The 22,435-nt window shown below is 53.3% G+C and carries 20 protein-coding genes; 11 read left to right on the top strand and 9 right to left on the bottom strand.

Annotated features, from left to right (window positions below; translation table 11 throughout):
- Positions 1 to 79 precede the first annotated feature (79 nt).
- Entirely contained in the window at positions 80 to 2,317 is a 2,238-nt protein-coding gene (locus K7G70_RS00425; RefSeq protein ID WP_223786613.1) for a TonB-dependent hemoglobin/transferrin/lactoferrin family receptor, read from the bottom strand.
- A 95-nt stretch (positions 2,318 to 2,412) separates the two neighbouring features.
- Between K7G70_RS00425 and K7G70_RS00420 the strand changes: the two genes are divergently transcribed.
- From K7G70_RS00420 to K7G70_RS00405, 4 genes are read left to right on the top strand one after another with little or no spacing between them, the layout of a single operon-like run.
- Positions 2,413 to 3,261, top strand: coding sequence for a heme/hemin ABC transporter substrate-binding protein (locus K7G70_RS00420; protein ID WP_223786612.1), 849 nt, complete (start codon positions 2,413 to 2,415; stop codon positions 3,259 to 3,261).
- 37 nt (positions 3,262 to 3,298) lie between these two features.
- Complete coding sequence (locus K7G70_RS00415; protein ID WP_223786611.1) at positions 3,299 to 4,342, top strand: FecCD family ABC transporter permease; 1,044 nt, start codon at positions 3,299 to 3,301, stop codon at positions 4,340 to 4,342.
- Position 4,343: 1 nt separating this feature from the next.
- Positions 4,344 to 5,147, top strand: a complete 804-nt coding sequence (locus K7G70_RS00410; RefSeq protein ID WP_223786610.1) for a heme ABC transporter ATP-binding protein — start codon at positions 4,344 to 4,346, stop codon at positions 5,145 to 5,147.
- Positions 5,148 to 5,155: 8 nt separating this feature from the next.
- Positions 5,156 to 5,896, top strand: a complete 741-nt coding sequence (locus K7G70_RS00405) for a HugZ family pyridoxamine 5'-phosphate oxidase (protein ID WP_223786609.1) — start codon at positions 5,156 to 5,158, stop codon at positions 5,894 to 5,896.
- 55 nt (positions 5,897 to 5,951) lie between these two features.
- Here the strand turns inward: K7G70_RS00405 and K7G70_RS00400 are convergent, their stop codons facing one another.
- Positions 5,952 to 6,782, bottom strand: a complete 831-nt coding sequence (locus K7G70_RS00400; protein ID WP_223786608.1) for a 5'-nucleotidase, lipoprotein e(P4) family — start codon at positions 6,780 to 6,782, stop codon at positions 5,952 to 5,954.
- A 145-nt stretch (positions 6,783 to 6,927) separates the two neighbouring features.
- Here K7G70_RS00400 and K7G70_RS00395 point away from each other — a divergent pair, with 145 nt between their 5' ends.
- The gene (locus tag K7G70_RS00395; protein ID WP_223786607.1) at positions 6,928 to 8,256 is read left to right on the top strand and encodes a right-handed parallel beta-helix repeat-containing protein; all 1,329 of its coding nucleotides are present in this window, start codon (positions 6,928 to 6,930) and stop codon (positions 8,254 to 8,256) included.
- Between the two features lie 38 nt (positions 8,257 to 8,294).
- Here K7G70_RS00395 and K7G70_RS17840 read toward each other — a convergent pair whose 3' ends face one another.
- The 3 genes from K7G70_RS17840 to K7G70_RS00385 are packed head-to-tail and all read right to left on the bottom strand — an operon-like array spanning position 8,295 to position 10,058.
- Positions 8,295 to 8,960 carry a S41 family peptidase gene (locus K7G70_RS17840; RefSeq protein ID WP_255589797.1) on the bottom strand — a complete coding sequence of 222 codons (666 nt, stop codon included), beginning with the start codon at positions 8,958 to 8,960 and terminating at the stop codon, positions 8,295 to 8,297.
- Positions 8,942 to 9,622, bottom strand: coding sequence for a S41 family peptidase (locus tag K7G70_RS17835; RefSeq protein WP_255589708.1), 681 nt, complete (start codon positions 9,620 to 9,622; stop codon positions 8,942 to 8,944). Before K7G70_RS17835 ends, K7G70_RS17840 begins: the two co-directional genes overlap by 19 nt.
- A gap of 10 nt (positions 9,623 to 9,632) precedes the next feature.
- Positions 9,633 to 10,058 (bottom strand): MarR family winged helix-turn-helix transcriptional regulator, encoded by a 426-nt coding sequence (locus K7G70_RS00385; RefSeq protein ID WP_223786606.1) that lies wholly within the window; start codon positions 10,056 to 10,058, stop codon positions 9,633 to 9,635.
- 181 nt (positions 10,059 to 10,239) lie between these two features.
- On the opposite strand from K7G70_RS00385, the gene K7G70_RS00380 reads away from it, so the two are divergent.
- The 3 genes from K7G70_RS00380 (at position 10,240) to K7G70_RS00370 (ending at position 15,840) form a co-directional block, all read left to right on the top strand.
- Positions 10,240 to 10,830 (top strand): ECF-type sigma factor, encoded by a 591-nt coding sequence (locus K7G70_RS00380; RefSeq protein ID WP_223786605.1) that lies wholly within the window; start codon positions 10,240 to 10,242, stop codon positions 10,828 to 10,830.
- A 1-nt stretch (position 10,831) separates the two neighbouring features.
- Positions 10,832 to 13,696, top strand: coding sequence for a serine/threonine-protein kinase (locus K7G70_RS00375; RefSeq protein ID WP_223786604.1), 2,865 nt, complete (start codon positions 10,832 to 10,834; stop codon positions 13,694 to 13,696).
- Positions 13,697 to 13,794: 98 nt separating this feature from the next.
- Positions 13,795 to 15,840 carry a DUF7452 domain-containing protein gene (locus K7G70_RS00370; protein WP_223786603.1) on the top strand — a complete coding sequence of 682 codons (2,046 nt, stop codon included), beginning with the start codon at positions 13,795 to 13,797 and terminating at the stop codon, positions 15,838 to 15,840.
- 201 nt (positions 15,841 to 16,041) lie between these two features.
- Here K7G70_RS00370 and K7G70_RS00365 read toward each other — a convergent pair whose 3' ends face one another.
- Genes K7G70_RS00365 through K7G70_RS00355 form a run of 3 tightly spaced genes read right to left on the bottom strand, consistent with a single transcriptional unit; the run spans position 16,042 to position 17,667 of the window.
- Positions 16,042 to 16,806, bottom strand: a complete 765-nt coding sequence (locus K7G70_RS00365; protein ID WP_223786602.1) for a hypothetical protein — start codon at positions 16,804 to 16,806, stop codon at positions 16,042 to 16,044.
- 28 nt (positions 16,807 to 16,834) lie between these two features.
- Entirely contained in the window at positions 16,835 to 17,104 is a 270-nt protein-coding gene (locus tag K7G70_RS00360; protein ID WP_223786601.1) for a DUF2024 family protein, read from the bottom strand.
- Positions 17,105 to 17,121: 17 nt separating this feature from the next.
- On the bottom strand, positions 17,122 to 17,667 hold the full coding sequence (locus K7G70_RS00355) for a carboxymuconolactone decarboxylase family protein (protein ID WP_223786600.1): 546 nt from the start codon (positions 17,665 to 17,667) through the stop codon (positions 17,122 to 17,124).
- A gap of 112 nt (positions 17,668 to 17,779) precedes the next feature.
- On the opposite strand from K7G70_RS00355, the gene K7G70_RS00350 reads away from it, so the two are divergent.
- The 3 genes from K7G70_RS00350 to K7G70_RS00340 all read left to right on the top strand — a co-directional run bounded on the left by K7G70_RS00350 (position 17,780) and on the right by K7G70_RS00340 (position 21,155).
- Complete coding sequence (locus K7G70_RS00350; protein WP_223786599.1) at positions 17,780 to 18,316, top strand: MarR family winged helix-turn-helix transcriptional regulator; 537 nt, start codon at positions 17,780 to 17,782, stop codon at positions 18,314 to 18,316.
- 96 nt (positions 18,317 to 18,412) lie between these two features.
- Positions 18,413 to 18,802 carry a BlaI/MecI/CopY family transcriptional regulator gene (locus K7G70_RS00345; protein ID WP_223786598.1) on the top strand — a complete coding sequence of 130 codons (390 nt, stop codon included), beginning with the start codon at positions 18,413 to 18,415 and terminating at the stop codon, positions 18,800 to 18,802.
- Positions 18,795 to 21,155, top strand: a complete 2,361-nt coding sequence (locus K7G70_RS00340) for a M56 family metallopeptidase (protein ID WP_223786597.1) — start codon at positions 18,795 to 18,797, stop codon at positions 21,153 to 21,155. The genes K7G70_RS00345 and K7G70_RS00340 overlap by 8 nt, the downstream gene beginning before the upstream one ends.
- 67 nt (positions 21,156 to 21,222) lie before the next feature.
- Here the strand turns inward: K7G70_RS00340 and K7G70_RS00335 are convergent, their stop codons facing one another.
- Entirely contained in the window at positions 21,223 to 22,410 is a 1,188-nt protein-coding gene (locus tag K7G70_RS00335; RefSeq protein WP_223786596.1) for an alkaline phosphatase, read from the bottom strand.
- Positions 22,411 to 22,435 lie beyond the last annotated feature (25 nt).

Genomic DNA, 22,435 nt, shown 5'->3' with positions numbered 1-22,435 from the left:
TCTTGCAACCGGCCAAACAGGGGTTGGGTAGATGTCAGGGCCAGTGATGGCATATGACTGACCCTGATTTGGCAAAGATTCAGAATTCGTAGCGAACCGTCAGGGACGCGTTGCGTCCTGGTTGCGTCAAGCGAGCCAAGTTGGCGGCACCAGCGGGTTGCAACAGCACGTCGTTCCACTGCCAATATTGTTTGTCGGTCAAATTGAAAATGCCCCAATTAACGCGGAGGTTGTCCCTGAGGTTGTAGTAACCCACCCAATCATAGGTGCTGAACCCCGGGGTGTTGAAGGCGGGTACGGCTGGATCGGCTGGATCAGCCGGTTGAATGGCGCTGTCATCGATGTCGGTTTTGCGGTCATTCACGGTCATGATCAGCTCTGAACCCCATCGGCCGCTGGGGGCATCATAACCCAATCCCACCACCAATGACTCTGGTTGCACGGTGTTGATGGGCAAGCCAGTGGTGTCGTCTTCGCCATCAGAATGGGCATAGGCGTATTGCAGATGCATGCCTTCATGAAAGTTGGCCAGGTCCAGGTGTCCACGCAATTCAAAGCCTACGATCTCAGCCTCATCCAAGTTTCTGGCCTGGAATTCCAACAGGCCAGTGGTGGGGTTGAACCCACGAAAAGCCAATGATTCAATGAAGTCCTCGTAGCGACTGCGGTAAAAAGACAGCTCCACCTGGTGTTGTTCGCCTTTGAACCGCAAGCCCAATTCAGTGGTTTTGGACGATTCTGGATTCAAATCAGGGTTGGGTAAGGTGGTGTAGCCACCAGCGAAGTTGGTGAATCCGGTGTTCACCGCATCGATTGGCGGGGCTTTGAATCCTTCGGCGTACTGACCGAAAACAGCCCATTGGTCAGTGAATCGGTGGATGAAACCCAATTTCGAAGAGAGTTCAGACTCAGAGTAGGCAGCCGGGGTGGGTGAGCCGCTGTTGCCTGACAGGTAAATGTCGTCCACTATGGGGGTTAATTTAAAATCGTCCCACCGCAAACTGGGAATGATGGACAGGCGGCCACCCAGGAAGGACAACTCATTTTGCACAAACAAACCAAGGGACTGGTATTCAGAATTGGGGAAATCTCGAGTGGGGAAATTGCTGGTTTCTGGGATGATTTCACCGGTTTGGGTGGCAATGGTTTGGCCGGCACGCAAGGTTTGGATGTCGGAGAAATCATAATCAATGCCATACACCCATTGTTGCCCCACCGGGGTATCAATGTCTTTGATAAAACTCACTTTGAAGCCGCGGTTGTCTTGCTCATAGAATGAATTGCGGGTGCGGGTTTGTCTGACTTGTGCCGGCGACAGGCGCTCTTCAAAAGTGTTTTGTGCAGAATCGGAATTTTGGAAGTATACGTTGACATTGACTTCATCAAACATCGCTGTGCTGGGGGTGCCCAAGTATTCGAATGAAAAGCGGTTGCGGTCACGGCTGTCCTTGGCATCAACACTCAGTTTAACTGTGCCAAAGACCACCGAGCCGGCTTGCGTCAACACGCTGGTGTCGACATCGGCTTGGTATTTTTCAGCGGTGAATTTGAAGGTGTGGTCTGCACTGGCTTGGAACACCATTTTACCCAACCAATTGACTTCGGTGTTGTCGATGGGGTTGGCCGACATGCGATTGGCACCGGTGCTGCGATCGGCTGTGAAATACGATTGGGTTGCTTCGCCATGGCGGTGGGTGCCCACCACCATACCTTGGAAGCGATCGCCGCCACCGGCATAGGTGAAGGTGTGGTCAAAAGAAGCATCGGACGAGTCCCAACCTGACTTGATTGAGACGTATTGCTGGTCATCGGAACCTTGGTAGTAATCGCTGGGGTCTTTGGTGATGAAAGTGACCAATCCCCCAATGGCGTTGCTGCCGTATAAACTGGAAGCCGGACCACGCACGATCTCGACCGCTTTCAACGCGTCCACGTCGATGTAGTTGCGGCGGGCTGACAAAGCCGGCCCAAAAGAAAACTCATCGGCGATGGGGGCCCCATCAACCAAGGTCAACACGCGATCACCGCCGATGCCCCGAATGTTGAAGCCCGATAAACCAAATCGACCCAAGCCAGAGACCGTCACTCCCGGCTCATAGCGGACCAGATCACGGATGTCTTGGTGCAGATACTTATCGATTTCTTCGGCGGTGATGACCGAGGCTTTGTTACTCAATTCATCCAGGGTTTTGCTGGTGCGGTTGGCCGTGACGGTGACTTTTTCCAGTTCCAATGATTCGTCTTCTTCAGCCCGCACTTCTTGCAGTGCGGTCACAATGCCCATGGCCAGGGCTGTGCAGGTCACAAATTTTTTCATGTTTTGATTGGTAATGATTGACTTGGGCGGTAATGTAATTGATAATTTACGCAAATGCAAATCATTATCATTAATATTTATAAAAATCAAATTCCATGAAATCATCCCATTTGAAAACCACCTCACTGCTTGGACTGTTTGGCTTGTTAACCAGCTCTTGGATGGCGTTTGCCGGGTCCGAGAACCGCACCATTGCTGCTGGCGGCAGCATCACCGAAATCATGTATGCCTTGGGTTTGGGCGATGAAATCATCGCGGTTGATACCAGCAGTTACTTCCCTGCCGCAGCCGCGGCCAAACCCAAAGTTGGTTATTTCCGCCAATTGTCTGCTGAAGGGGTGTTGTCCACCCAACCCAGCCGCTTGGTGGCTGCCGGAGGCGCTGGACCGGATGCCGTCCTGCAGCAAATTCGCCAGGCCGGGGTGGAAGTTAAAGTGTTCAACCCGGAACAATACAACTTGCCGGCTTGGAAGTCTCATGTGCGGGCAGTGGGTGCCTATTTCAGGGTGCCAGATCAAGCAAATCAGATCATCGCCCGGGTTGATGACCAGTTGGCCGAGCTGAAACGCCCGCCCGCTGGACAAGAGAAGACCGCCATTTTCCTCATGGATGTTGGCGATCGCGGCTTGGTGGCGGCGGGTTTGAACACCGTGCCCAACATGCTGTTTGAGTTGGCCCATTTCAACAACATCGTCAATGAATTTGAAGGGTACAAACCTTACAGTGCCGAACAATTGATTCAAAGCAAACCCGATGTGATTGTGATGCCATCGCATGCGGTGGAGAACATCGGTGGGGTTGCAACCATTTGTCAGAACCTGACCATCGCCATGGCCACTGCTGAACGGGGTTGTGATATTTTGGTGGTGGATGGTTTGTTGGCATTGGGATTTGGCACCCGCATCGATCAAGCGGTCGCCGTGCTGGCCAATCATGAGCGTTGAGGCCAGGGCGGTTGACTGCCCAACCGGCGCCAACCCAATGAGTCACAAGAAATGGGCCATCGGTGATCGGTTTTGGCTGCTGTTGTTGCTGTTGCTGAGTTTCATCATGGCAGTCTCAGTGGGCCCGGCCTTGATTGATTTTTGGGGCTTGTTCAAATCCATGGACACCATATTCAATGGCACCGATGAAGTTGACTTCATGTTGTCCATCGTCAACAACATCCGTCTGCCTCGGGCCATTCTGGCCATGCTGATTGGTGGCGCACTGGCCATCAGCGGAGCCTCATTGCAAGGCATCTGCCGCAACCCATTGGCTGACCCAGGCCTGTTGGGCATTTCTTCAGGCGCCGCCGCTGCCGCGGTGATTGGCATCGTGTTCATGACCCAATGGTCGGTGCCGGATGTGATCAGACCTTACTTGCTGCCGGCTTTGGCCTTTGCTGGCGCCGCCTTCACCGCGCTGTTGATCAACCGCATGGCCCAGGTGAATGGCAAACTGGAAATCGTCACCTTGTTGCTGGCTGGCATCGCTTTGAATGCCTTGTTTGCGGCCGTGATCGGCTTGATGAGTTATTTGGCCGATGACCAGTCCTTGCGTCTGATCACCTATTGGCTGATGGGTTCTTTGGGGGCAGCCAATTGGACCAACATCTTGATTGTGACCCCGATTTTGGGCCTGTCTGTGTGGGGCATCTACCGCAAACGCCATGAGTTGAACTTGCTGTTGTTGGGCGAAGCCAACGCCAAATATATGGGCGTGGAAGTGGATCGGGTGAAACAACAATTGTTGTGGCTCAACGCCCTGACTGTGGGGGTGGCGGTGTCGGTCAGTGGCATCATTGGCTTCGTCGGCTTGGTGGTGCCGCACATCCTGCGCATCACCTTGGGCAGTGATTACCGGTTTTTGTTGGCCAACGCCATGTTGTTGGGTGCTGCTGTGATGTTGCTGGCTGATTTGGTGGCCCGCATGGCGGCGGCGCCGGCCGAGGTGCCCATCGGCATCATCACTTCCGTCATCGGTGCGCCGGTGTTCATCCTGTTGCTGATCAAACAAAAGCAGAAACTGGCCTTTGGGATATGAAATGAGTTTACAAGTCAACAATCTGAATTATGCCGTGCCCGGTAAAATGTTGCTGAAAAACATGTCGGTGGCGGTCAACCAAGCCAAAGTCATTGGCATCATCGGCCCCAACGGCGCCGGCAAGTCAACCTTGCTGAAATGCCTCACGGCCCTGCTGCCAAGCCCTGGTTGCATCCAACTCAATGGCCAACCATTGGCGGCTTTCAGCCCTTTGGCATTGGCGAAAATCAGGGCGGCCTTGCCGCAAGAGTCACCGTTGAATTTTCCCTTTCCAGCCGCCGCGGTGGTGGGTATGAGTTTTGCTTTGTCGCGCATTTCTTTGGCTCAACAAGAGCAGCTGATTGATGCTTGCTTGTCCATGGTGGCCGCGCAGCATTTGGCCCTACGCAATTTCCTCAGTTTGTCAGGGGGAGAAAAACAACGGGTGCACATTGCTCGGGTATTGGCTCAGTTGTTACAGCATGAGCCCAGTGAAGCCATGCGCTTCTTGTGTTTGGATGAGCCCACAGCGCCCCTTGATTTGAAGCATCAGCATCAATTGTTTAGCCAACTACAACAACTGACCACCCAGAACATCAGCAGCCTCGTGGTGATACACGACATCAACTTGGCGGCCAGTTATTGTGATGAAATTTGGGTCATCAACCACGGCCGCCTGGTCTGCCAGGATGTGCCGCAACGGGCGATCTCCCAACGGCTGATGAAAACCGTTTTTGAGGTGGACATTGAGGTGTCCTTGTCTGGTCAACAGCAACGACCGATCATCCACAAACCCATCAACCAACCTATTAGCACGCAACCATGAGACCTATCATGAACCGAAAAACCAAAGCCACAACGGCTGCCAGAAATTTGCTGCGCAGCCAAGAAAAAGCCCTGTTGTCGACCCATTCTTACAGCAAAACGGGTTACCCTTTTGGCTCGGTCACCACTTACATGACCGACCACCAAGGCCACCCCATCATCTACATCAGCTATTTGGCGCAACACACCAAAAACATCCAGCAAAACCCACAAATGAGTCTGTTGGTCAATCAAGACCATACAGACGACATCAATGCCGGGGCTCGATTGACCTTGTTGGGACGGGCGGAGCGGGTGTCAAGCGATGAAAGCGCCGCATTGGCGGCCAAATTTTTCTTGAAATTCCCAGAGAGCCAGCAATATCAAGACACCCATGATTTCGAGTTTTATCGAATTCGTGTTGAATACGTCAGATACATTGGTGGGTTTGGACAAATCTTCTGGTTGGATGTGAATCAATTCATCTTGCCCCAACCAGACTGGTTGGGCCATGAACAAGCTGCCATTGATCACATGAATGAAGACCACCAAGATGCGATGAAATTTATCTGTTCATATTACCGCAACTTTGAGGCCGATCACATCCGCATGACCCATTTGTATGCCGATGGCTGTGTGTTGCAAGCCAATGAACAACACAACCATTTCTTGCCATTTCCTGCACCGGTGATGCAGGCCCAGGACATCCGGATTCAGCTGGTTCAGATGACCCAACAAGCCCGCGCGAAACTGACACCTGCTGCGGTGTGAACCCGGCGAACGCCCGGCCCCACCGAACCCAGCGGGTGGGGTCGGTCATTGACCCTCAGTCAGGCAGCAGTTTGCTGCGGCGCATGGCCGCTTTCTCGGCTTCACTCCAATCATAACGGCCTTCATACAGGCCATCGGTTTCCCAGTCGCCATACATGGGGTTGGGCAAGACGATGTAGCGGCTGCCGAATTGCTGCTGCATTTTTTTCGCCGTGTGGTTGCGTTCAGCACTGCTGCGGTCATCGAAATCCTGATGGAAATCAGACAAATTGTCACCGATCAACATCACCACCTCATGCTCAGTCAGGATTTGTTGGCGACGTGGCTCCTTGCCTGAAGTCTCGGTTTTCAGCAACACATGAGCGGCTTGGGCAAAGGGAAAGCCGTGGTGTTGCAGGTTGTTGATGGTTTCGGTCAACTGTTCCTGGTAGCGGTTGGACACATAAAACACGGTGATGCCTTGGTCAGCCACATAACGGTAAAAATCCAGTGCGCCGGGCACCGGTTTCGCCGACTCTTTGCGGCCCCACTCATACCAAGTGGGCCTGGAGTAATTGATGTCGTCGAGGATCATGCGGCTTGAATAAGGGCTGTTGTCCAACACCGTTTCATCGATGTCGGCAATGATGGCCAGGGGCAAGTCACTGTCGTGGTTGGCCAGCACCCAATCGATGCGTTGTTTGGCCACATTGTAAGCTTGGTAACACAAGGCGCGGTATTCTGCGGCATGCTGTTGCCACAACACCGCCAACACCAAATGTTCTTTGATGGGAATGCCCAAGTGGGCATCGGTGGTGGGCGCTGGTTGGGTGGTTTGTGGCTTGCTGCAACCAAGCAGCAGCATGACAGAGATCAACATCACAGCAGACAGGGCTTTGGGTTTCATGGGTTTCTCGAATGATTGAATTTGGGCGATTGTAACGCAGTCCCATGAAAATTGGATGATGAAACCCGACTTCTGACTGATGCCTGCTTGGACATACTTGATGCCGGTCTCATTCAAGCGGTGTCTGATGCGCTAAGATGGGGACATGATGGTGAATAACTGGACTCCTTTGCACCATGTGAGGGCACAACACGGCTTAGGCTGGGTGGGTTTGTGCCGCTTGGTTGGATTCTTGCTGGCCGCACCAGCTCATGGTGCCACCCCGGCTTGTTTGACCGCACCGGTGTGGCCGGCACCCACGGGTCAAGTGGTGAACATTGCCAATGTCGGTGAGTTGAACCAAGCCTTGAACAACCTGCAAGCCGACAGCACCCTGCTGCTGGAACCGGGGGACTATGTCTTGACCCAAACCCTGTGGATCCAACAGGATGACATCACCATTCGCGGCAACAGTGACCGCTGTGATGCCGTTAACCTGATTGGCCCTGGCATGGAAAACCCCAATTTTGGTCAAGTGCCTCACGGCATTTGGACCAATGCCACCAACTTAACGGTGTTGAACCTGACCATTCGGGATGTTTATCACCACCCCATTCAATTCGATCCGGGGGCCGACGCACCGGTGATTCACAACGTGCGCTTGCTCGATGCCGGTGAACAATTCATCAAAGGCAGCTCTGGTGGCTTTGGCATCGGGGTGGATGACGGGGTGGTGTCGCACAGCATCATGGCCTACACCGCCGGCCCGCCGGCCACCGACCACGGTGGTGGCACCGGCTACACCAATGGGGTAGATATTCACGGCGGCGATGGCTGGTTGATCAGTCACAACCTGTTTCAGAACTTTCACACCCCGGATGGCAGCGATCACCTGTGGAATCCAGCGGTGTTGATGTGGAACGGGGCCCGCAACACCATCACCGAGAACAACCGCTTTGTGGATGTGGATCGGGCCATCGCCTATGGTCTGGTGGACCGGCCATCGGGCACCGATCATACCGGGGGCATCATCCGCAACAACATGGTCCACATGACGCCGGGTACCTACAGTGCGGCTCGCCGGGCCAATTCGGATGGTTTGATCATCGTTTGGGACTCGCCCCAAACCCAGGTGTTGCACAACAGCGTGGTGTCCAATCTGAATCAAAGGCTGTCGATTGAAATGCGCTTTGACACCACCGGCAGTGACCTGCAAAACAATTTGACCGATGCCGACATCGGCTCCAGAAATGGGGCCACCTTCAGCCAATCTGGTAATGTGACCAGCGCCATCGCCAGCTGGTTCCTCAATCCGGCCCAAGGCGATTTACATTTGCTGCCTGCCGCCACGGCGGTGATGGATCAGGTGATGGCACCGCTGGATGCCCAACTGGACCATGACGGCGAACCCAGACCGGGCGGCAGCAACGCCGATGTTGGTGCCGATGAGTTCAACCCCAATCACGACCTCATCTTTATCGATGGTTTTGACTGAAGCCGTGATCGGCTGCAACTCAAGCCAGCATTCTATTTTCAATCACCGCGTTCGTTCTTGTCGGTGCGGCCGTTGTTGTAATGGCCGACAATGGCGCCAGCAACGCCTTCGTTGACCTCAAACTCAATCCGAAAATAGGGAATGGTTGCGAACATGAAGCGGTGGTTTCCCATGGGTATCATGGCGTGCTTTTCACCGGCTCCGCGTTGGTAATACAGTTGGTCTTGTTCCAGGGTCACCTGCCGCGGACCATAGCTGCCAACATACTGTCGCAAGGCCGCTGCCGCCAGGGTTACGGGGGAGTGTTCGGCCTGCAACCCTTCAAACAACCACTGATAAGCGGCTTGGGCTGTGGGATCCTGGTTCTCAGCCATCAGTTTTTCCAAGGCCATCAGGTAGGCCCGGTCCAGCGCCTCGGCTTGGGGCACTGCCACATGGGGTGACACCCCGGTGCCTTCCCAGTTGGTGTTGGTGATGGGGTTGATGGCACGGCCTGTGGGCACCCACACTTGGTAGCGATCGGTGGCGATCAAAGGACCGCCTGGGTGGGCGCCACCACCGGTGGTTTCACCCACCAAAGTCGCCCGTTCCAAGTTTTTCAGGTTGTAACTGAATTCCTCAGCAGCGGAAAAGGTGCGGTTGCTGGTCAACACATACACCGGCCGGTCTGGTTGTCGCTGTCCGTCTACATGGGCAAGGTCCAGGTTTGGTCATAACGCTCGGTGGCGCGGCGGTAAAAGGTGTTCAAATGCACCGGTTCGGGCCCAAACAGGTAACTAGAGATCAGCTGAATCATTTGTGGGCTGCCACCGCCATTTTGTCTGAGGTCAATGATCAGGGCATCGGTGTTGCCCAAAAAATTCATGGCCGCCACCGCGGTGTCACCGGCGTAGTCGGTGCCTTGAAAAGAGCGCAGATCCAGGTAGCCAACATTGCCCTCCATCACTTTGACCTGGTGAAAACCAAAGTTGTTCATGCGGTTGCGGGCCACCAGCTCAGCATACAGTTGCTGTTCTTCTGCAGGGGTCACTGCCTGACGTTGTCTGGCAATGGCGGCCGGATCAAAGATCACCCGAATGTGTTTGTCGTCACTCACCGCAACCAGGTCAGCGGTTAATCTTTGGGCGAACAGTTGCACATCGGTGATGTCCTGGTATTGGCCTTTTTTCAGGTTTTTGCGGATGGATTTGGCCATTTTATCGGCCAACTTGGGGAAAATGTAATGGTCCTGCAGTTGGCGGCTGATGGCCTCAACCACCGCTTCGTGTTCGGCTTGGGTCAGTGGCGCGGGTGGTTCTTGGGCGGTTGCCAGTCCAGCCACCAGTAAACCGGTGAGCAGGCAGATCAGGGTTTTGCTTGTTTTCATGGGATTTCCTTCAGTCACAGTTGTTGATGATTTTGTTCAATATGTGGGTCAGTTGTTGCAGTTCAGCAGGCGCTATGCCCTGCAAGGCATGGGCCCGGTTTCGTAAAATGGTGGGTTTGAGTTGTGCCAGTGTTTGTTGGCCTTGGGTTGAGATGGCCAACTTGAATTTCCTGCGGTCCTCCGGGTGGACCGAGCGCAGCAAGTGACCGCGTTTGACCAACAATTCAATCATGCGGGTGATTGAGGCGTGGTCTTTGAACAACATTTTGGCCAAATCTTTTTGCGCCAAATCAGGCTCGGCATCCAGCAAGCCCAAGATCAACAGTTGATCCACCGTGATGCCGGATTGCACGGCGGCAATTTGTTGCTGGGCAAACTGGCGGTAGGATTTGATGGCCTTTTCGATGCGATAAAAAACGGTTTGTTGTGGGTCCATATCAGGTGTTTGGGTAATTATTTGATATATCAATTATATCCAGGTCAATCCTGGATGCAACAGGCCATCAGTCATGGCTGCGCTGGTTCTTGGGGTACCAGACAAAATGTGTGGTTTGTTTGGGTGTTGCAGATCAGATTCTTTATAATGAAGGTTTCACATGCAAGGGGGCTTGGTTGTCGTGGCAAAATTTCAGGATGAGGACCTCACGGTCCTGATCAACAAGTTGGAGGGTGGCTTGCCGGGCGAGGCCAGCGCCTTGTATGCCCACCTGTATGATGACATCAAAAAAATTGCCAATGGCATCCTTTATCGAATGCCGGCCGGCAAAACCATCACCCCGACTGTTTTGGTGCATGAAACCTATGAAAAATTCTGTCACTCTTTGCCCAAAAAATTCAACGACCGACAGCACCTGATGCGCTCATTGGGCATGATCATGAGGCATTACATTTTGGACGTGTTGCGCCACAAACAAGCGCAAAAAAGCGGGGTGCCGGTGGCCGATTATTCGATGACCCAAGAAGTGGGCGATGACGACATCAAAATTGATTTTTATGACTTCCACAAAGCCCTGGAAGCGGTGTCTGTGGTGGATCCCAATCACACCCAATTGATTGAGTTGAAGGTGTTGTTTGGCTTGACCTTCCAAGAACTGGGAGACTTATTGGAAGTCAGCTCACGCCAAGTGATGCGCCGTTGGAAGGTGGCCAAAGCTTTGTTGATATCGGTGCTGAACCAACCTGAATTACTGTCAGATTCAAACCCCTAACATGGATCCCAACCAAGCAAAAATTTGGCAACAGGCCTGTGACATTTTCCTGCAATTGGCCGATCTGCCCACCGCTGAGGCCCTGGCGCAGGTGGCCGCCATGGATGATTTGGATGCCGCGGTCAAAGCGTCGGTGATCAACTTGATTCAAGCCGAAGAACAGGATGGCGGCTATTTGGAAGACCGCTTGATGAGTGACACCCAACAAGCCATTCGCAATCGCTATCAGGCCGGTGACCGCTTGAATGAGTATGAGTTGTTGGAGCCATTGGGTGAAGGCGGCATGTCGCAGGTGTTCAAAGCCAAGCGTTTGGGTGAAGACGTGCAAAAATGGGTGGCCATCAAAGTGCTTTCCCCGCAAGGTAAGGAAGCCGATGAATTGTTGCACCAATTTGTCAAAGAACAAGAAATCCTGGCTGGCTTGTCCCACCCGAACATCGTCGACATGCTGCATGGTGGTCAAACCGAAAACCACGATGTGTTTTTGGTGATGGAATTGATTGAAGAGGCCATGCCGATCACAGCCCATTGCCAACAACAAGGTGGCACGGTGCGCGAGCGGATGCGTTTGATTTTGCAATGTGCCCAAGCCCTGTCATATTCACACGCCAACTTGATCATTCACCGCGATTTGAAGCCAGACAACATTTTGATCGATCGCAATGAGGTGCTGAAAATTGTCGACTTTGGTATCGCCAAACTGATTGACCAAAAAATTCAAGCCAACAAAACCACAATTTTGGCTTTGACCCCGAATTACGCTTCCCCCGAACAAATCAATGCCCAAGCAGTCAGCGTCACCACCGATGTTTTTTCCTTGGCGGTGGTGGCCTTGGAGTTGCTGGTTGGTCAACCCCCATTGCCCAGAGACCGCTTGCTCAAATCCTGTGCCCATGACGAGTTGGCCGTGGACCAACACCTCAAGGCTTTGCGGGTGGATGGGGACCTGAAAAACATCTTGAGAACGGCCTTGCAGAATGAGCCGGAGCGGCGTTATCCGTCGATGTATGCCTTTGCCGAAGACTTGCAGCACTGGCTCGACAACAAGCCAGTCAACGCCTCGCCCCAATCGTTTGGCTACCGTTTGAAGAAGTATGCGATCCGTAAGCCAGCGGTGGTCACTGCAGTGGTCGCTGGGGTGTTGCTGTTGTGCAGCGCCTTGTCGGTTACCTTGTATAAAAACCAGCAAATCCAAGCCGAAGCGCAAAAAGCTGCGGTGGTCAAACAGTTCATGTTGGATGCATTTGAAAACACCAACCCCGACGTCAACCAGGGGGCAACCGTCACAGCCAATGACCTGTTACAAGCGGCCGCTTTGCGGTTGCAAGCAGACCGCCGCATGGATCAAGCGATTAAGTTTGATTTGTTACAGAGCATGGGCATCGCCTTTGGTAAGCTGGGACTCTACCAACAGGCCATTGATCACTTGCAGCAATCGTTGCAACTGCAGCCGAATGAACCCCGATCAATGGCCCATTTGTTGCAATTCCTCTATGACTCACAAAATTTTGACCGGCTTGAGGGCTGGCTGCAGCGGCCGGACATCTTTGCCCATGACAGCCTCTCTGACCTGGCCAAAATGTATCGGGTGAAATCCCGGTTCCTGGCCCGTCAAATGCAATATGATCAAGCCCTGCTGGCGGCAGACCAGGCCTTACAACTGCCCTTCACCAACAACCAAGGCATTGAATATGTGCTGAGTCAAAAACTGTTGGCAGAAATCCACTTTTTTCAATCCAATCCCCAGCAAAGCGTGGCCATCCTCACCCGCTTGTTGGCTGATTCGGCGATGGATCACAACCAGCGTTTGTTTTTTGAAATCAGGAAAGACCTGAGTGAATATCACCTGGAATTGGGTGCTTACGAAGACGCCATGGCGGTGTTGGAGCAGTTGTTGATTGATCAGCGACGGGTGTTGGGGGATGACCACCCCGATTTGTTGGAGACTTTGCGGGTGAGCTCGGCCACCCTGAAGGATCTGGGTTTGATCGATCAAGCGATGGAAAAATCCACCCAAGCCCATGCCATCAGTCTCAAGCATTTTGGGGCTGACAGCATCCAAACCGGTTATGTGTTGAATAATTTGGCCACCATCGCTTACGCGCAGCGCGACTTGGATCGCTCAGAAGCCCTGTTGGCTGAGGCGGTGGCCATTTTTGAAGCCAAGTTGCCACCCAACTATTCGGACACACTGGAGTTGAAATCGAACCATGCCGCGGTGTTGAAGGTGCAGAAAAAGTTCACTGAAGCCCTGGCAGTGACCAAACAGGTGTTGGAGTCGCAGCGAATCAGTTTGGGCCCGTACCACGACCAAACCCTGTACACGCAAAAACTTTATGCGGAGATTTTGGCCAAAATCAAACACACCGAAGCGGCTTTTGCCGAGATCGAGTCAACCGTTGCCTTGGCCCGCGAACATTTGCCGGCGTTCCATCCAATGACTTCTGAAATTTTGTACGCCCAAGGGGTGATTTATCAAGAGGCGGCGGTTTACCCCCAAGCCAAGCTGGCCTTCCATCACAGCATCGACAACGAAAAGACCGAAAGCCCGGTGGTCAGAAAAGCCGCCGCCAGGTTGGCCCTGGTCAACATCGAGTTGGGCGATTTCGTGGCAGCGCAAGAACACATCCTCAGGGCATTGCGCCTGGGTCAAGCGATGCTTGGCGAAGCGCATCCCATCACCGTGCGTTACCACATCATTCTGTTGGAGATTCTGTTGCAATCAAAACCCCATGACTTCGCGCTGATGCAGACCCACATGGATGCTTTGGCGCAGCTGATGCAGGCTCAGGATTATGCCGCAGAGCTGGTCGATCAACAGCAGCAAGTCATCGATCAAATCAAAGCCTTGCCCCGAACACCCTAAGCCGGTTGCGGCTGAATGTCCGATTTTCTTCACTGATCATGTCGCCTTATTTTCGCCGATTGCGTTAAGCATGGGTATCGAATAACTGAGGTGGAAACATGAAATACTTGAAATTTACCCTGATCGGCCTGTTGGGCTGGTCGATGATCAACACAACCGCACAAGCGGCAGACCACATTTGGAGCGGCGCGGGCAGCCTTTGTGGCGACAGCCTGGATGTGTGTGCCAATGCCGCAGCCCCGGGTGATCGGGTGCTGCTGCACATCGATGGACCGATTGATGAAGGCGTCAGCCTGACTGGACCCGGCATCTCCATCATGGCCGGTGAAGGCTATCGACCGGTGTTTGCCGCGGGTCATCGCATCGATGCTTATTTGACTGGTGGCTTGGCAGAATTCAGTGGCTTGACCTTTGTCGATGGCAACCTGTATTTGATTGTGGATGACGAGGCAGACAGTGCCCTGGAGATCCGCATCAAACACAACAATATCAACAAAGACCATTCCGGGCATCCAATTGTCATCAGCAACAATGCCGATGTCGAGGTCACGGCGCACATCAGCAACAACCGCTTGCGGACACTGGCCACCGACACCGGACAAAGTACGGTCTACTTGACCAACTACGCAGCCAATGCCAACATGCAGGTTGAATTGATTGGCAACAGCATGCACGCCCAAACCAGCCTGATGACGATTGGCAACAACGGTGCGGCAACCAATGCCGCCATGGCAGTGGTGTTGCAAGCCAACAAATTCTACTCCAGGTATTATGGCAACGAATTTGGCAATTTTGCCCCAGGCGCCACATTCTCCGTGCATGCCGAATCCAACTTGATCAACATGTTGACCACCTCCTCATTTTCCACCGCCATGCGGTTCAGGAATGACGGCGGCGACTCGATGGCGGTGACCATGGTCAACAACACCTTGATGGACCGCAACCAGACATTTAACTTGGGTGAAGCCATCCGCGTCCTGAACACCGGAGCGGCAGCTGACTTTTCATTCGAGTACCACAACAACATCATGCAGGATTTCAATACGGGCATCTGGGTGCAAGGTGATGCCATGGTCAGCAATTCCTTTAATCTGTATCACAACATTTCGTTTCACAGTAATTTTGTGCCCGAAACCCCGGACACCGATCCACTGCTGGACCGCTATGGTCGGTTGCTGCCACTGTCACCGGCCATTGATGCCGCCGATGCCTCGATTTTGGCCGGCAGCCTGTTGCCTTATTTGGACATGGACGGTTTGTATCGGGAAAAGGATGGCAACGGCGATGAGGTGGTGATGTTGGACATCGGCGCCCATGAATTTGGGGTGGTCTCACACCAGCATGTGCATGCAGGGCCGGTTGACAACATCTCCAACGTGAGTCATGCCAGCATGGATGGTTATCCGGGCTTGATTGGATTGCACGTGACCCATCAATTCAATCTGGATGGGGGTCTCAGCGGGTTCTACAACAACGCCAATTCCGACCTTGAATACATCGACGGCAGTGGCCTGTGGCGGATCTATAACTATGGTGGCTTCGACATACAAGTGGGCTCGGTATTCAACATTTTGAACATCGCCAAAACGTTCACCACTTTCGAGGTGCAACAAAGTGGTGCCGCTAATTTTGTTGAAATCGACCGCACGGGTTTGAATGGTCGACCCGAAAAAATTGTCCATGTGATGCAAAAATATGACAGCAGCAATCCAGGCTTCAATGACCATCCGGTGGGCATCAATTACCTCATTGATCGGTGGTACGTACAAAACCTCGATGCCGCCACCCTGCCATTGAACACCACGTTCAATGTGTATTATCAGGATCCCAGCATCAGCGCTTTCAAGCACACCGTTGGCAGTGGCAACATCCACCCGGATCCGGTGATGAATTACGCCACGATGTTGAACAACCCCTTGATCAATGGTTGGTCTTGTGCCCAGCTGCAAGTCACCCAGTCGGCCGAGACCGGCTTGGTTAATCCGGCGCCCGTTGGGGTTCGCTTTGACAACACGATGGGCCGTTGGTTGATCTACAACCAAGACACTTCGCCCATGCCAGCCGGCGCGACCTTTCATGTGTTGTTGGATCCGGCGCAGATCGAAGTTTGCACCGATGAGATTTTCATCACGGCCTTTGACTGAAACAGCAACCAATGGTGAGAAAAGGAAGCCACCCAAAGGATCGGGGTGGCTTTTTGTGTGAATGGCACAAAACAGGGGGTGCAACCAGAGGAAACTCACTCCACCGGGGTAACAACAGAATGATCAAAGTTGACCCATTGATACAAAACGGATTTGCGGACATCTTGGTGACACATTGGGCTGATTGTTTTCAGCCGTGGTTCACCGCACCCGACCCGGCATAGACAAGTCGCCAGAGGCCACATCAAACACATTCACCACACACAACAAAGGGGCATGGGCGCTTTCATTGACCCTGAGGCCAGCGGTGACGCCATCGAAGGCCACGCCTTTGAGTGCTTTGGCTTGCTTGTATGGCACCCGCACACTGACTTGTTGTTGGGTCAAAATGGGACTGTAACCGGGGCTGTCGATCAAGATCGGCAGGCCTGGCCAAGTCAAGGGCAATTGCGGTTGGGCCCCTGCGGGGATGTCTTTCACCTTGAGGGCTCCCGGGCCGCAAGCCTCATCGGGCACCAACACCACCCAATGAGAGTGCCACACAGTGCCGTCATTGTTCAGGTTGCCATCACCGTTTTCATCAAACAAAGGGGTGTCATCGAAATCAGGATGGGACGTGATGGCCATCGACAAGATGCCCTGATCGGCGGCAAAACCGACCTCGGCACTGTTGATTTGGGTGGGCCACACATAGGAAAAAACCTCGCTGCCTTCCAGTTTGCCGGTGGGGGTGGGCTTGGAAGTGCCGGCCTGATCACTGACTTGCATGGTGAACGTCAACCAATGGTCACTGGCGGTGATTTCGGCTTGCACCAAATCAAAGGCGGCCAAGGGTGTGTTACCCGCAGTGGCTTGGATGGCGGCACCAGCCGACGGCTGATGCTTGGTTTCCTGGTGCGGCCAAATCGTTTGGCTGAATAGGGTCAGGGCGATCAAAGCCCCAGTGGATGGTGATTTAAGTTGCATGGTTTGCTCCTGTGGTGGTGATGAGGGGTCAGTAAGGTGCTGGACAGCCTTCCATTTGGAGGATGAAGTACCCGTGTTGTTGGATGTGTCTGGCGACCTCCGGATTGGCGGCAGCGGTATGACAGAACTGACAATGAGATTGTTGCAGCCCGTGGGCAGGTTCTCCAATCGACTGCAGCCATTGCTGCCCATATTGATGGGCTTGCGCGGCCGCGGTGTCGGTGGTAACCAGCACGTCAAAGTGCATTCGTTGGCCATTGCGGGCGGTGGCATAAGAATCGTAAACATCGATTTTCATGTGAACTCCTGCCTGTTTCAGGCGGCTGACTTGAAGGGTACAACCGGAAAGTCGGTGGGCACTGCCAAGCCGACATTGGTGTAGTTAGTGAACACATTCAAGGCCACGTGGGCCACCAGTTCGGCCACTTCAGCGTCGGTAAAACCGGCTTGTTTCACCTGGGCCACATCGGCCTCACTGAGGTGGGCTTTTTGCGTCACCATTTGTTGCACGAACTGCAAGGCTGCAGCGGTTCTGGCATCGGTAGAGAGCCCCTGTTGGGCTTGTTCCATTTGGGTCGCCGTGAGGCCGGCATTTTGGCCCAGCAGGGTGTGGGCAGCCAGGCAATACTCACAACGGTTCAAGTTGGCCACCAGCACTGCAATCTGTTCAGTCAGTTGGGTGTCTAGCTGGCCTTGACCCAGCGCGACGAACGAAGTCCACAGGCTGTTCAAGGCAGCCGGTGACTGACCGATGGCTTTGAACATGTTGGGCACTTGGCCAAAAGCCAGTTGGATGTTTTTGAAGTCTTGGTGGTGTTGTCCCACGGCCTTGGCGGGATCGAATAAAGGGATGTGACTCATGGTTTTGTCCTCGTAAACTGAAAAAATATTAGTATAGTTTCTAAACTTTATGCCGCAGTATACCGATAAAATTGGGCTTGTCAAGAAAGTTTAGGTGCTATACCATATATGCATGAATCAAGAATTGAATGTGTGGCTGGAACGCCTGACCTCTTTGTACAAAAGCCAAATGCGGCAGGCAGCCAGTTCAGCCGGCCTACAAATGGTGCATTTGGAAGTGATGCAGTACCTGTCGGTCTGTAATGGCTACTCCAACACCGCCCAAGCCCTGAGTGAATACCTGGGCCAAACCAAAGGCAGCATCTCGCAAACGTTGAAAGTGATGGAACAGTTGGGCTTGGTGACCAAAAGCAACTGCACCCGCGACAAACGCATTGTGCGCTTGGCCTTGACCAAGCTGGCGCGTGCGCAGTTGACCGCGGTGGCAGAACAGTTGGTGGTGGTGGACCACAACCATGAGCAACTGACGGCCGGCATCCGCAATTTATTAAAGGGCTGGCAACAACACCACGAGCAACCGGGTTTTGGTTTGTGTCAGTCCTGTCGTTACCACCAACCGATGGATGAAAAGCAGTTCCTTTGCCAACTGACCAAGGAGACCTTATCGACCACAGGTCAGCTGCAGCTGTGTCGTGAACATGAGTTTTGATCCGTCTTGCTGGGTGACAAAAAATGTAAAAATGGATTGACAAACTACACATGTAGTATTAAATTAAACTACAGTTGTAGTAATTAATCACATCCCATGACCCAAACCAGACCCGCCATCAAGCTCAGCCAGGCTCAAATCGAAGTGATGAAAGTGTTGTGGCAGCACGACAAACTCAGTGTCAGTGAAGTGCACCAACTACTGAACCAACACAAACCGCTGGCCTTGACCACGGTGGCGACCATGCTCAAGCGCTTACAGGAAAAGGGCGTCATTGGTTACGAAAAAGACGGCCGCCAATACCTCTATCAAGCCCAAGTCAGTGAAGCCGAAGTGCGCTCATCGATGTTGGGCAGTTTGTTGCAGCAATTGTTCGATGGTGAACCTGAAGCCTTGGTGCACCACTTGGTGGACCAAGAAACGGTGTCTGAAGATGACTTGCTGAAAATCAAAGCCTTGCTGGATCAGGAGGTGCGCCGTGATTGAGACCATCCAAACTTTGGCCGAACAGCTGATGCTGTTTGCGGTCAACTATTTCATTCACTCCACCGTGCTGATTGGCCTGGTGTTGGTGGCCATCCGACTGGGCTTGTTGGCCTTTGATCGTTTGGGTGAATGGGTCATGAAGTCGGTGTTGTTGCTGGGCTTGTGCACGGCCTGGGTACAGACCCAAGGCTGGATTCCCCAGGGGGCCATGACCTGGAGCCCTGCACAATGGCAGCCATCCAACCAACCTTTGGTCAGCAAGCAACCAACAGTCAAACCACCAAACCGCAGTTCAGCCAAGACTGACCCAGTGGTCACCGTGCCGACAGAGCACACCCCCGCACCCAGCCACCCAGAGGGCGCAGACATCAAGCCGCATGTGGGGCAAGGGATTGGGCAAGATCTTGGCCAAAGAAATGGCCAGCCAGACCCAATCAACCCAGCCATGTGGTGGTCATTGATTTGGCTGGCCGGATTGATCGGTTTGGTTTATCGACACCGACACAGTCAGCGCCAATGGTGTTGGCTGATGCAATCCAGACAGGCCGTAACCAACCCGGACACCCTCACCGCTTTCCATCGCTTGTTGGTACACAGTGGCTTGCCGGCCAACACCCGATTGAGCCAATCGGAAGTGTTGACTTCACCGATTGCCTTGCACCGCGAAGTGGTGTGCCCAACGGCCTTTTTGCAACAGTGTCGAGCCGAACAAATTGAAGCCGCCCTGGCCCATGAATTGGCCCACATCAAACGCCGTGATGGGCTGTGGCTGGCCATCAACCAATGGTGGCAGATGGTGTTGTTCTTCCAACCACTGAACCGCCTGTTGACCCAACACATTCACCAAGCCACCGAACAACAAGCCGATGCCCTGGCCACCACCTGGACCAACAATCCCAAGGCCCTGGCAGTGACTTTGGTTGATGTGGCCAAAGCCCAACAACCCAGACAGCTCAATCAACAACCTCAACCCCTAATGGTACCCGCTATGACATCAAAGAAAAGCCAACTGCTGCAACGTGTGGAAAACATCATGCAGCCCCAAAACAAACGAACCAGCCGCCTGTGGACCATGGGTCTGATGGGCATTTTGGCCCTGATCGTGGTGACCGCCCCTGGCGTGGTGGCCCAAACCCATTCGGTCCTGACCAACATCCACCATGCCAGTGGCTCATCCTACCACCACATCAGCACCGATGGTGGTGAGACTGAAATATCGATCAGTTCTTCCCGCGATGACCGCCAACTGAAAGTCAAAGCCAAGCTCAAAGGCGACATTCAATTCAATGACGACGAAAGTCAAATTCTGGCCTTCCCCAGCAACAGCCGCTTTGATCTGACCCACAGCGAAGGGGGCATCAAACAACGCATTTTGATTGAAAGTGCGCCCGGGACCAATGCCGAAAATGCCGCCTACACTTATTGGTACGAGGGTGATGAGCAAGCCTTTGATGCCGCTGCCAGGCGCTGGTTTGCCAGCGTCATACCCATGGTTTATCGGGAAACCGGCTTGCAGGCGGAAGCCCGGGTCGAACGCATTCAATCCCACCACGGAGATCAAGGTGTGTTGGAAGAAGTGGCTTTGATCCACAGTGATTTTGTGCGCAAAGCCTACCTCAAGCATTTGTTCAGCTTGTCTGTATTGAGTGATCGCGATTTGTCACAGGCCATGACCCTGGCGGCCGACATCGGTTCGGACTTTGAGTTGGCACATGTGTTGTCGGCCATGGTGGCCACCCAAGAGATCGAATCAGAAGGTCAGTGGTTGGACTTTTTTGCCGCTACTGGCAGCATTGGTTCGGACTTCGAAATGGCCAAAACCATGCTCAACGTGCTGCCGCAATTACCACCCAGCACCGCCATCAACCAAGCCTATTTCACCGCCGCTGAAAGCATTGGATCGGACTTTGAAATGGCCAAGGTGTTGATCGCTTATCTGGATCAACGCGGCGATCAAGGGGTGAATGTACAAAACCTGTTTGCCTTGGCCACCGCCATCGGCTCGGATTTCGAATTGGCCAAAGTCATGTTGGCTGCCAATCAACACATCGAACAAGCCGATGAGGCTTTGTTCACCGCCTATCTGGATCTGGCCAGTCACATAGGCTCTGATTTCGAGATGAAAAAAGTGTATGCCGATTTGCTCAAGTTTAACGTGCCAGAAGCGCATTTGGCCCGCATGATCGAAGCCGCGGCCGAACACATCGGTTCGGATTTTGAATTGGCCAACTTGTTGCTCAGCATCAGCCGCCAGCCGGCCATGAATGACGCCATCAAAGCCCGCATCAAAGCCGCCGCGAACAGCATCGGCAGCAACTTTGAACGCAACCGGGTGTTGGCCGCGATCAGCTGATCGTCAAACCAATTAAAGCAAGAAACCACCCAGACAGGGTGGTTTTTTTGGGTCAAATCAGGGGTGTTTATGGCGTCGTTGTTGCCTCATGTGGAGTCAACAAGTCTTTCAGCACCAGACCAATGTCCGTGTTGCGTTGGACCCGGGTAAATGCTTGGGCCCCAGGGCCTGTGGCCAACAAGGGCACCACCACCGCCGTGTGGTGCCTGGTTGACCAGCGCATTTGTAGATCGGGGTAGGTGGTGTAGTCGGCGGTGGCGGCCAGCCCACCGGTTTCGTGATCGGCGGTGAATACCAGCAAAGTGTCGGGATTTTCGGCGGTGTACTGCAGCAGCACCGCCAGGGTGTGTTGAATGACTTGCAAGCCGGCAATGACCCGATCTGCATCATTGGTGTGGGATGCCGAGTCCAGCTCCTCACTTTCGACCAACAGCAGCATGGGCTGCTGGTGCCATGACAAATACTGCAGCGCCGTGGCGGTCATTTGCGGTAGGTTGGGCGATGAGTTCAGGTTTTGAATTTCATCTTCATCATACAAAACTGCGATGGGTGGCAGTGGTTCGGTTTGTGCCGGCAAGGTCAGGGATTTGTCCAGTAATTGAAACCGTTGGCTCAAGATGGATTCCGTTTCAGCCTGTTCAGGGACCAGGCCTTCACCCAAATCTTCCAGCTCACCAAACAGCAGTGCCAACTGGCTGTTGGCCTGTTGCTTGAGGATGTTTCTGGCATCGTCTTCATTGCGGATGTGGGTGGTGAAACCAGCAGGTGTGCCATCCCAAACATATGAATCGGTCACCACCCCAGTCACCATACCTTGGGCGGATGCCAGTTCAAAGACATTGCTCAGGTGGTTTTGTTCGGCGTCCATGCCGATGTGACCAAAAGCGGTTGAGTGACCCGTGGCCATGGCCGTGGCAGCAGCCTCAGAATCGGTCAAAGGACCGTAGTGGGAGCGCGCATCATGCCAAGTTTTGACCTCGAATTGTTGCCAGACCGAGGATTGACCGGCTTGTTGTTGGGTGTGCATGGCCACTGTCAAATGACTGAATCCCATGCCATCGGCAATGAACACAATGATGTTCTTTGGCCGTGTCCCCTGCCAAGTGGGCAGCGGTGTTTGGCGTTTTGCTTCGGCCACGAAGGGCAAGTTATTCGAAGGCAATGAAATGTTGATTTTGAACAGGTAGATGAACAAAGCCAACAACAAGGCAAAGAACAACAGTGACAAGGCACTGATTTTTTTCCAATCATTCATGAGCGGGTGGTGCTGAGAATCAACA

The organism is Marinicella meishanensis (genome assembly GCF_019931145.1).
In the GTDB taxonomy this organism is placed as follows: domain Bacteria; phylum Pseudomonadota; class Gammaproteobacteria; order Xanthomonadales; family Marinicellaceae; genus Marinicella; species Marinicella meishanensis.
Note: the sequence above shows the minus strand (reverse complement) of the source record. Positions and strands in the feature narration are given on the sequence as shown.

Bases quoted from the DNA above. Each gene is read 5' to 3' on its own strand.
- K7G70_RS00345 (WP_223786598.1), top strand. From the start codon at position 18,413: ATGACCCAAACCAGACCCGCCATCAAGCTCAGCCAGGCTCAAATCGAA.
- K7G70_RS00375 (WP_223786604.1), top strand. From the start codon at position 10,832: ATGGATCCCAACCAAGCAAAAATTTGGCAACAGGCCTGTGACATTTTC.
- K7G70_RS00335 (WP_223786596.1), bottom strand. From the start codon at position 22,410: ATGAATGATTGGAAAAAAATCAGTGCCTTGTCACTGTTGTTCTTTGCC.
- K7G70_RS00415 (WP_223786611.1), top strand. From the start codon at position 3,299: ATGAGTCACAAGAAATGGGCCATCGGTGATCGGTTTTGGCTGCTGTTG.
- K7G70_RS00360 (WP_223786601.1), bottom strand. From the start codon at position 17,104: ATGAAAATCGATGTTTACGATTCTTATGCCACCGCCCGCAATGGCCAA.
- K7G70_RS00385 (WP_223786606.1), bottom strand. From the start codon at position 10,058: ATGGACCCACAACAAACCGTTTTTTATCGCATCGAAAAGGCCATCAAA.
- K7G70_RS00420 (WP_223786612.1), top strand. From the start codon at position 2,413: ATGAAATCATCCCATTTGAAAACCACCTCACTGCTTGGACTGTTTGGC.
- K7G70_RS00425 (WP_223786613.1), bottom strand. From the start codon at position 2,317: ATGAAAAAATTTGTGACCTGCACAGCCCTGGCCATGGGCATTGTGACC.
- K7G70_RS00395 (WP_223786607.1), top strand. From the start codon at position 6,928: ATGATGGTGAATAACTGGACTCCTTTGCACCATGTGAGGGCACAACAC.
- K7G70_RS00370 (WP_223786603.1), top strand. From the start codon at position 13,795: ATGAAATACTTGAAATTTACCCTGATCGGCCTGTTGGGCTGGTCGATG.
- K7G70_RS17835 (WP_255589708.1), bottom strand. From the start codon at position 9,622: ATGAAAACAAGCAAAACCCTGATCTGCCTGCTCACCGGTTTACTGGTG.
- K7G70_RS00400 (WP_223786608.1), bottom strand. From the start codon at position 6,782: ATGAAACCCAAAGCCCTGTCTGCTGTGATGTTGATCTCTGTCATGCTG.
- K7G70_RS00350 (WP_223786599.1), top strand. From the start codon at position 17,780: ATGAATCAAGAATTGAATGTGTGGCTGGAACGCCTGACCTCTTTGTAC.
- K7G70_RS00355 (WP_223786600.1), bottom strand. From the start codon at position 17,667: ATGAGTCACATCCCTTTATTCGATCCCGCCAAGGCCGTGGGACAACAC.
- K7G70_RS00405 (WP_223786609.1), top strand. From the start codon at position 5,156: ATGAACCGAAAAACCAAAGCCACAACGGCTGCCAGAAATTTGCTGCGC.
- K7G70_RS00410 (WP_223786610.1), top strand. From the start codon at position 4,344: ATGAGTTTACAAGTCAACAATCTGAATTATGCCGTGCCCGGTAAAATG.
- K7G70_RS00365 (WP_223786602.1), bottom strand. From the start codon at position 16,806: ATGCAACTTAAATCACCATCCACTGGGGCTTTGATCGCCCTGACCCTA.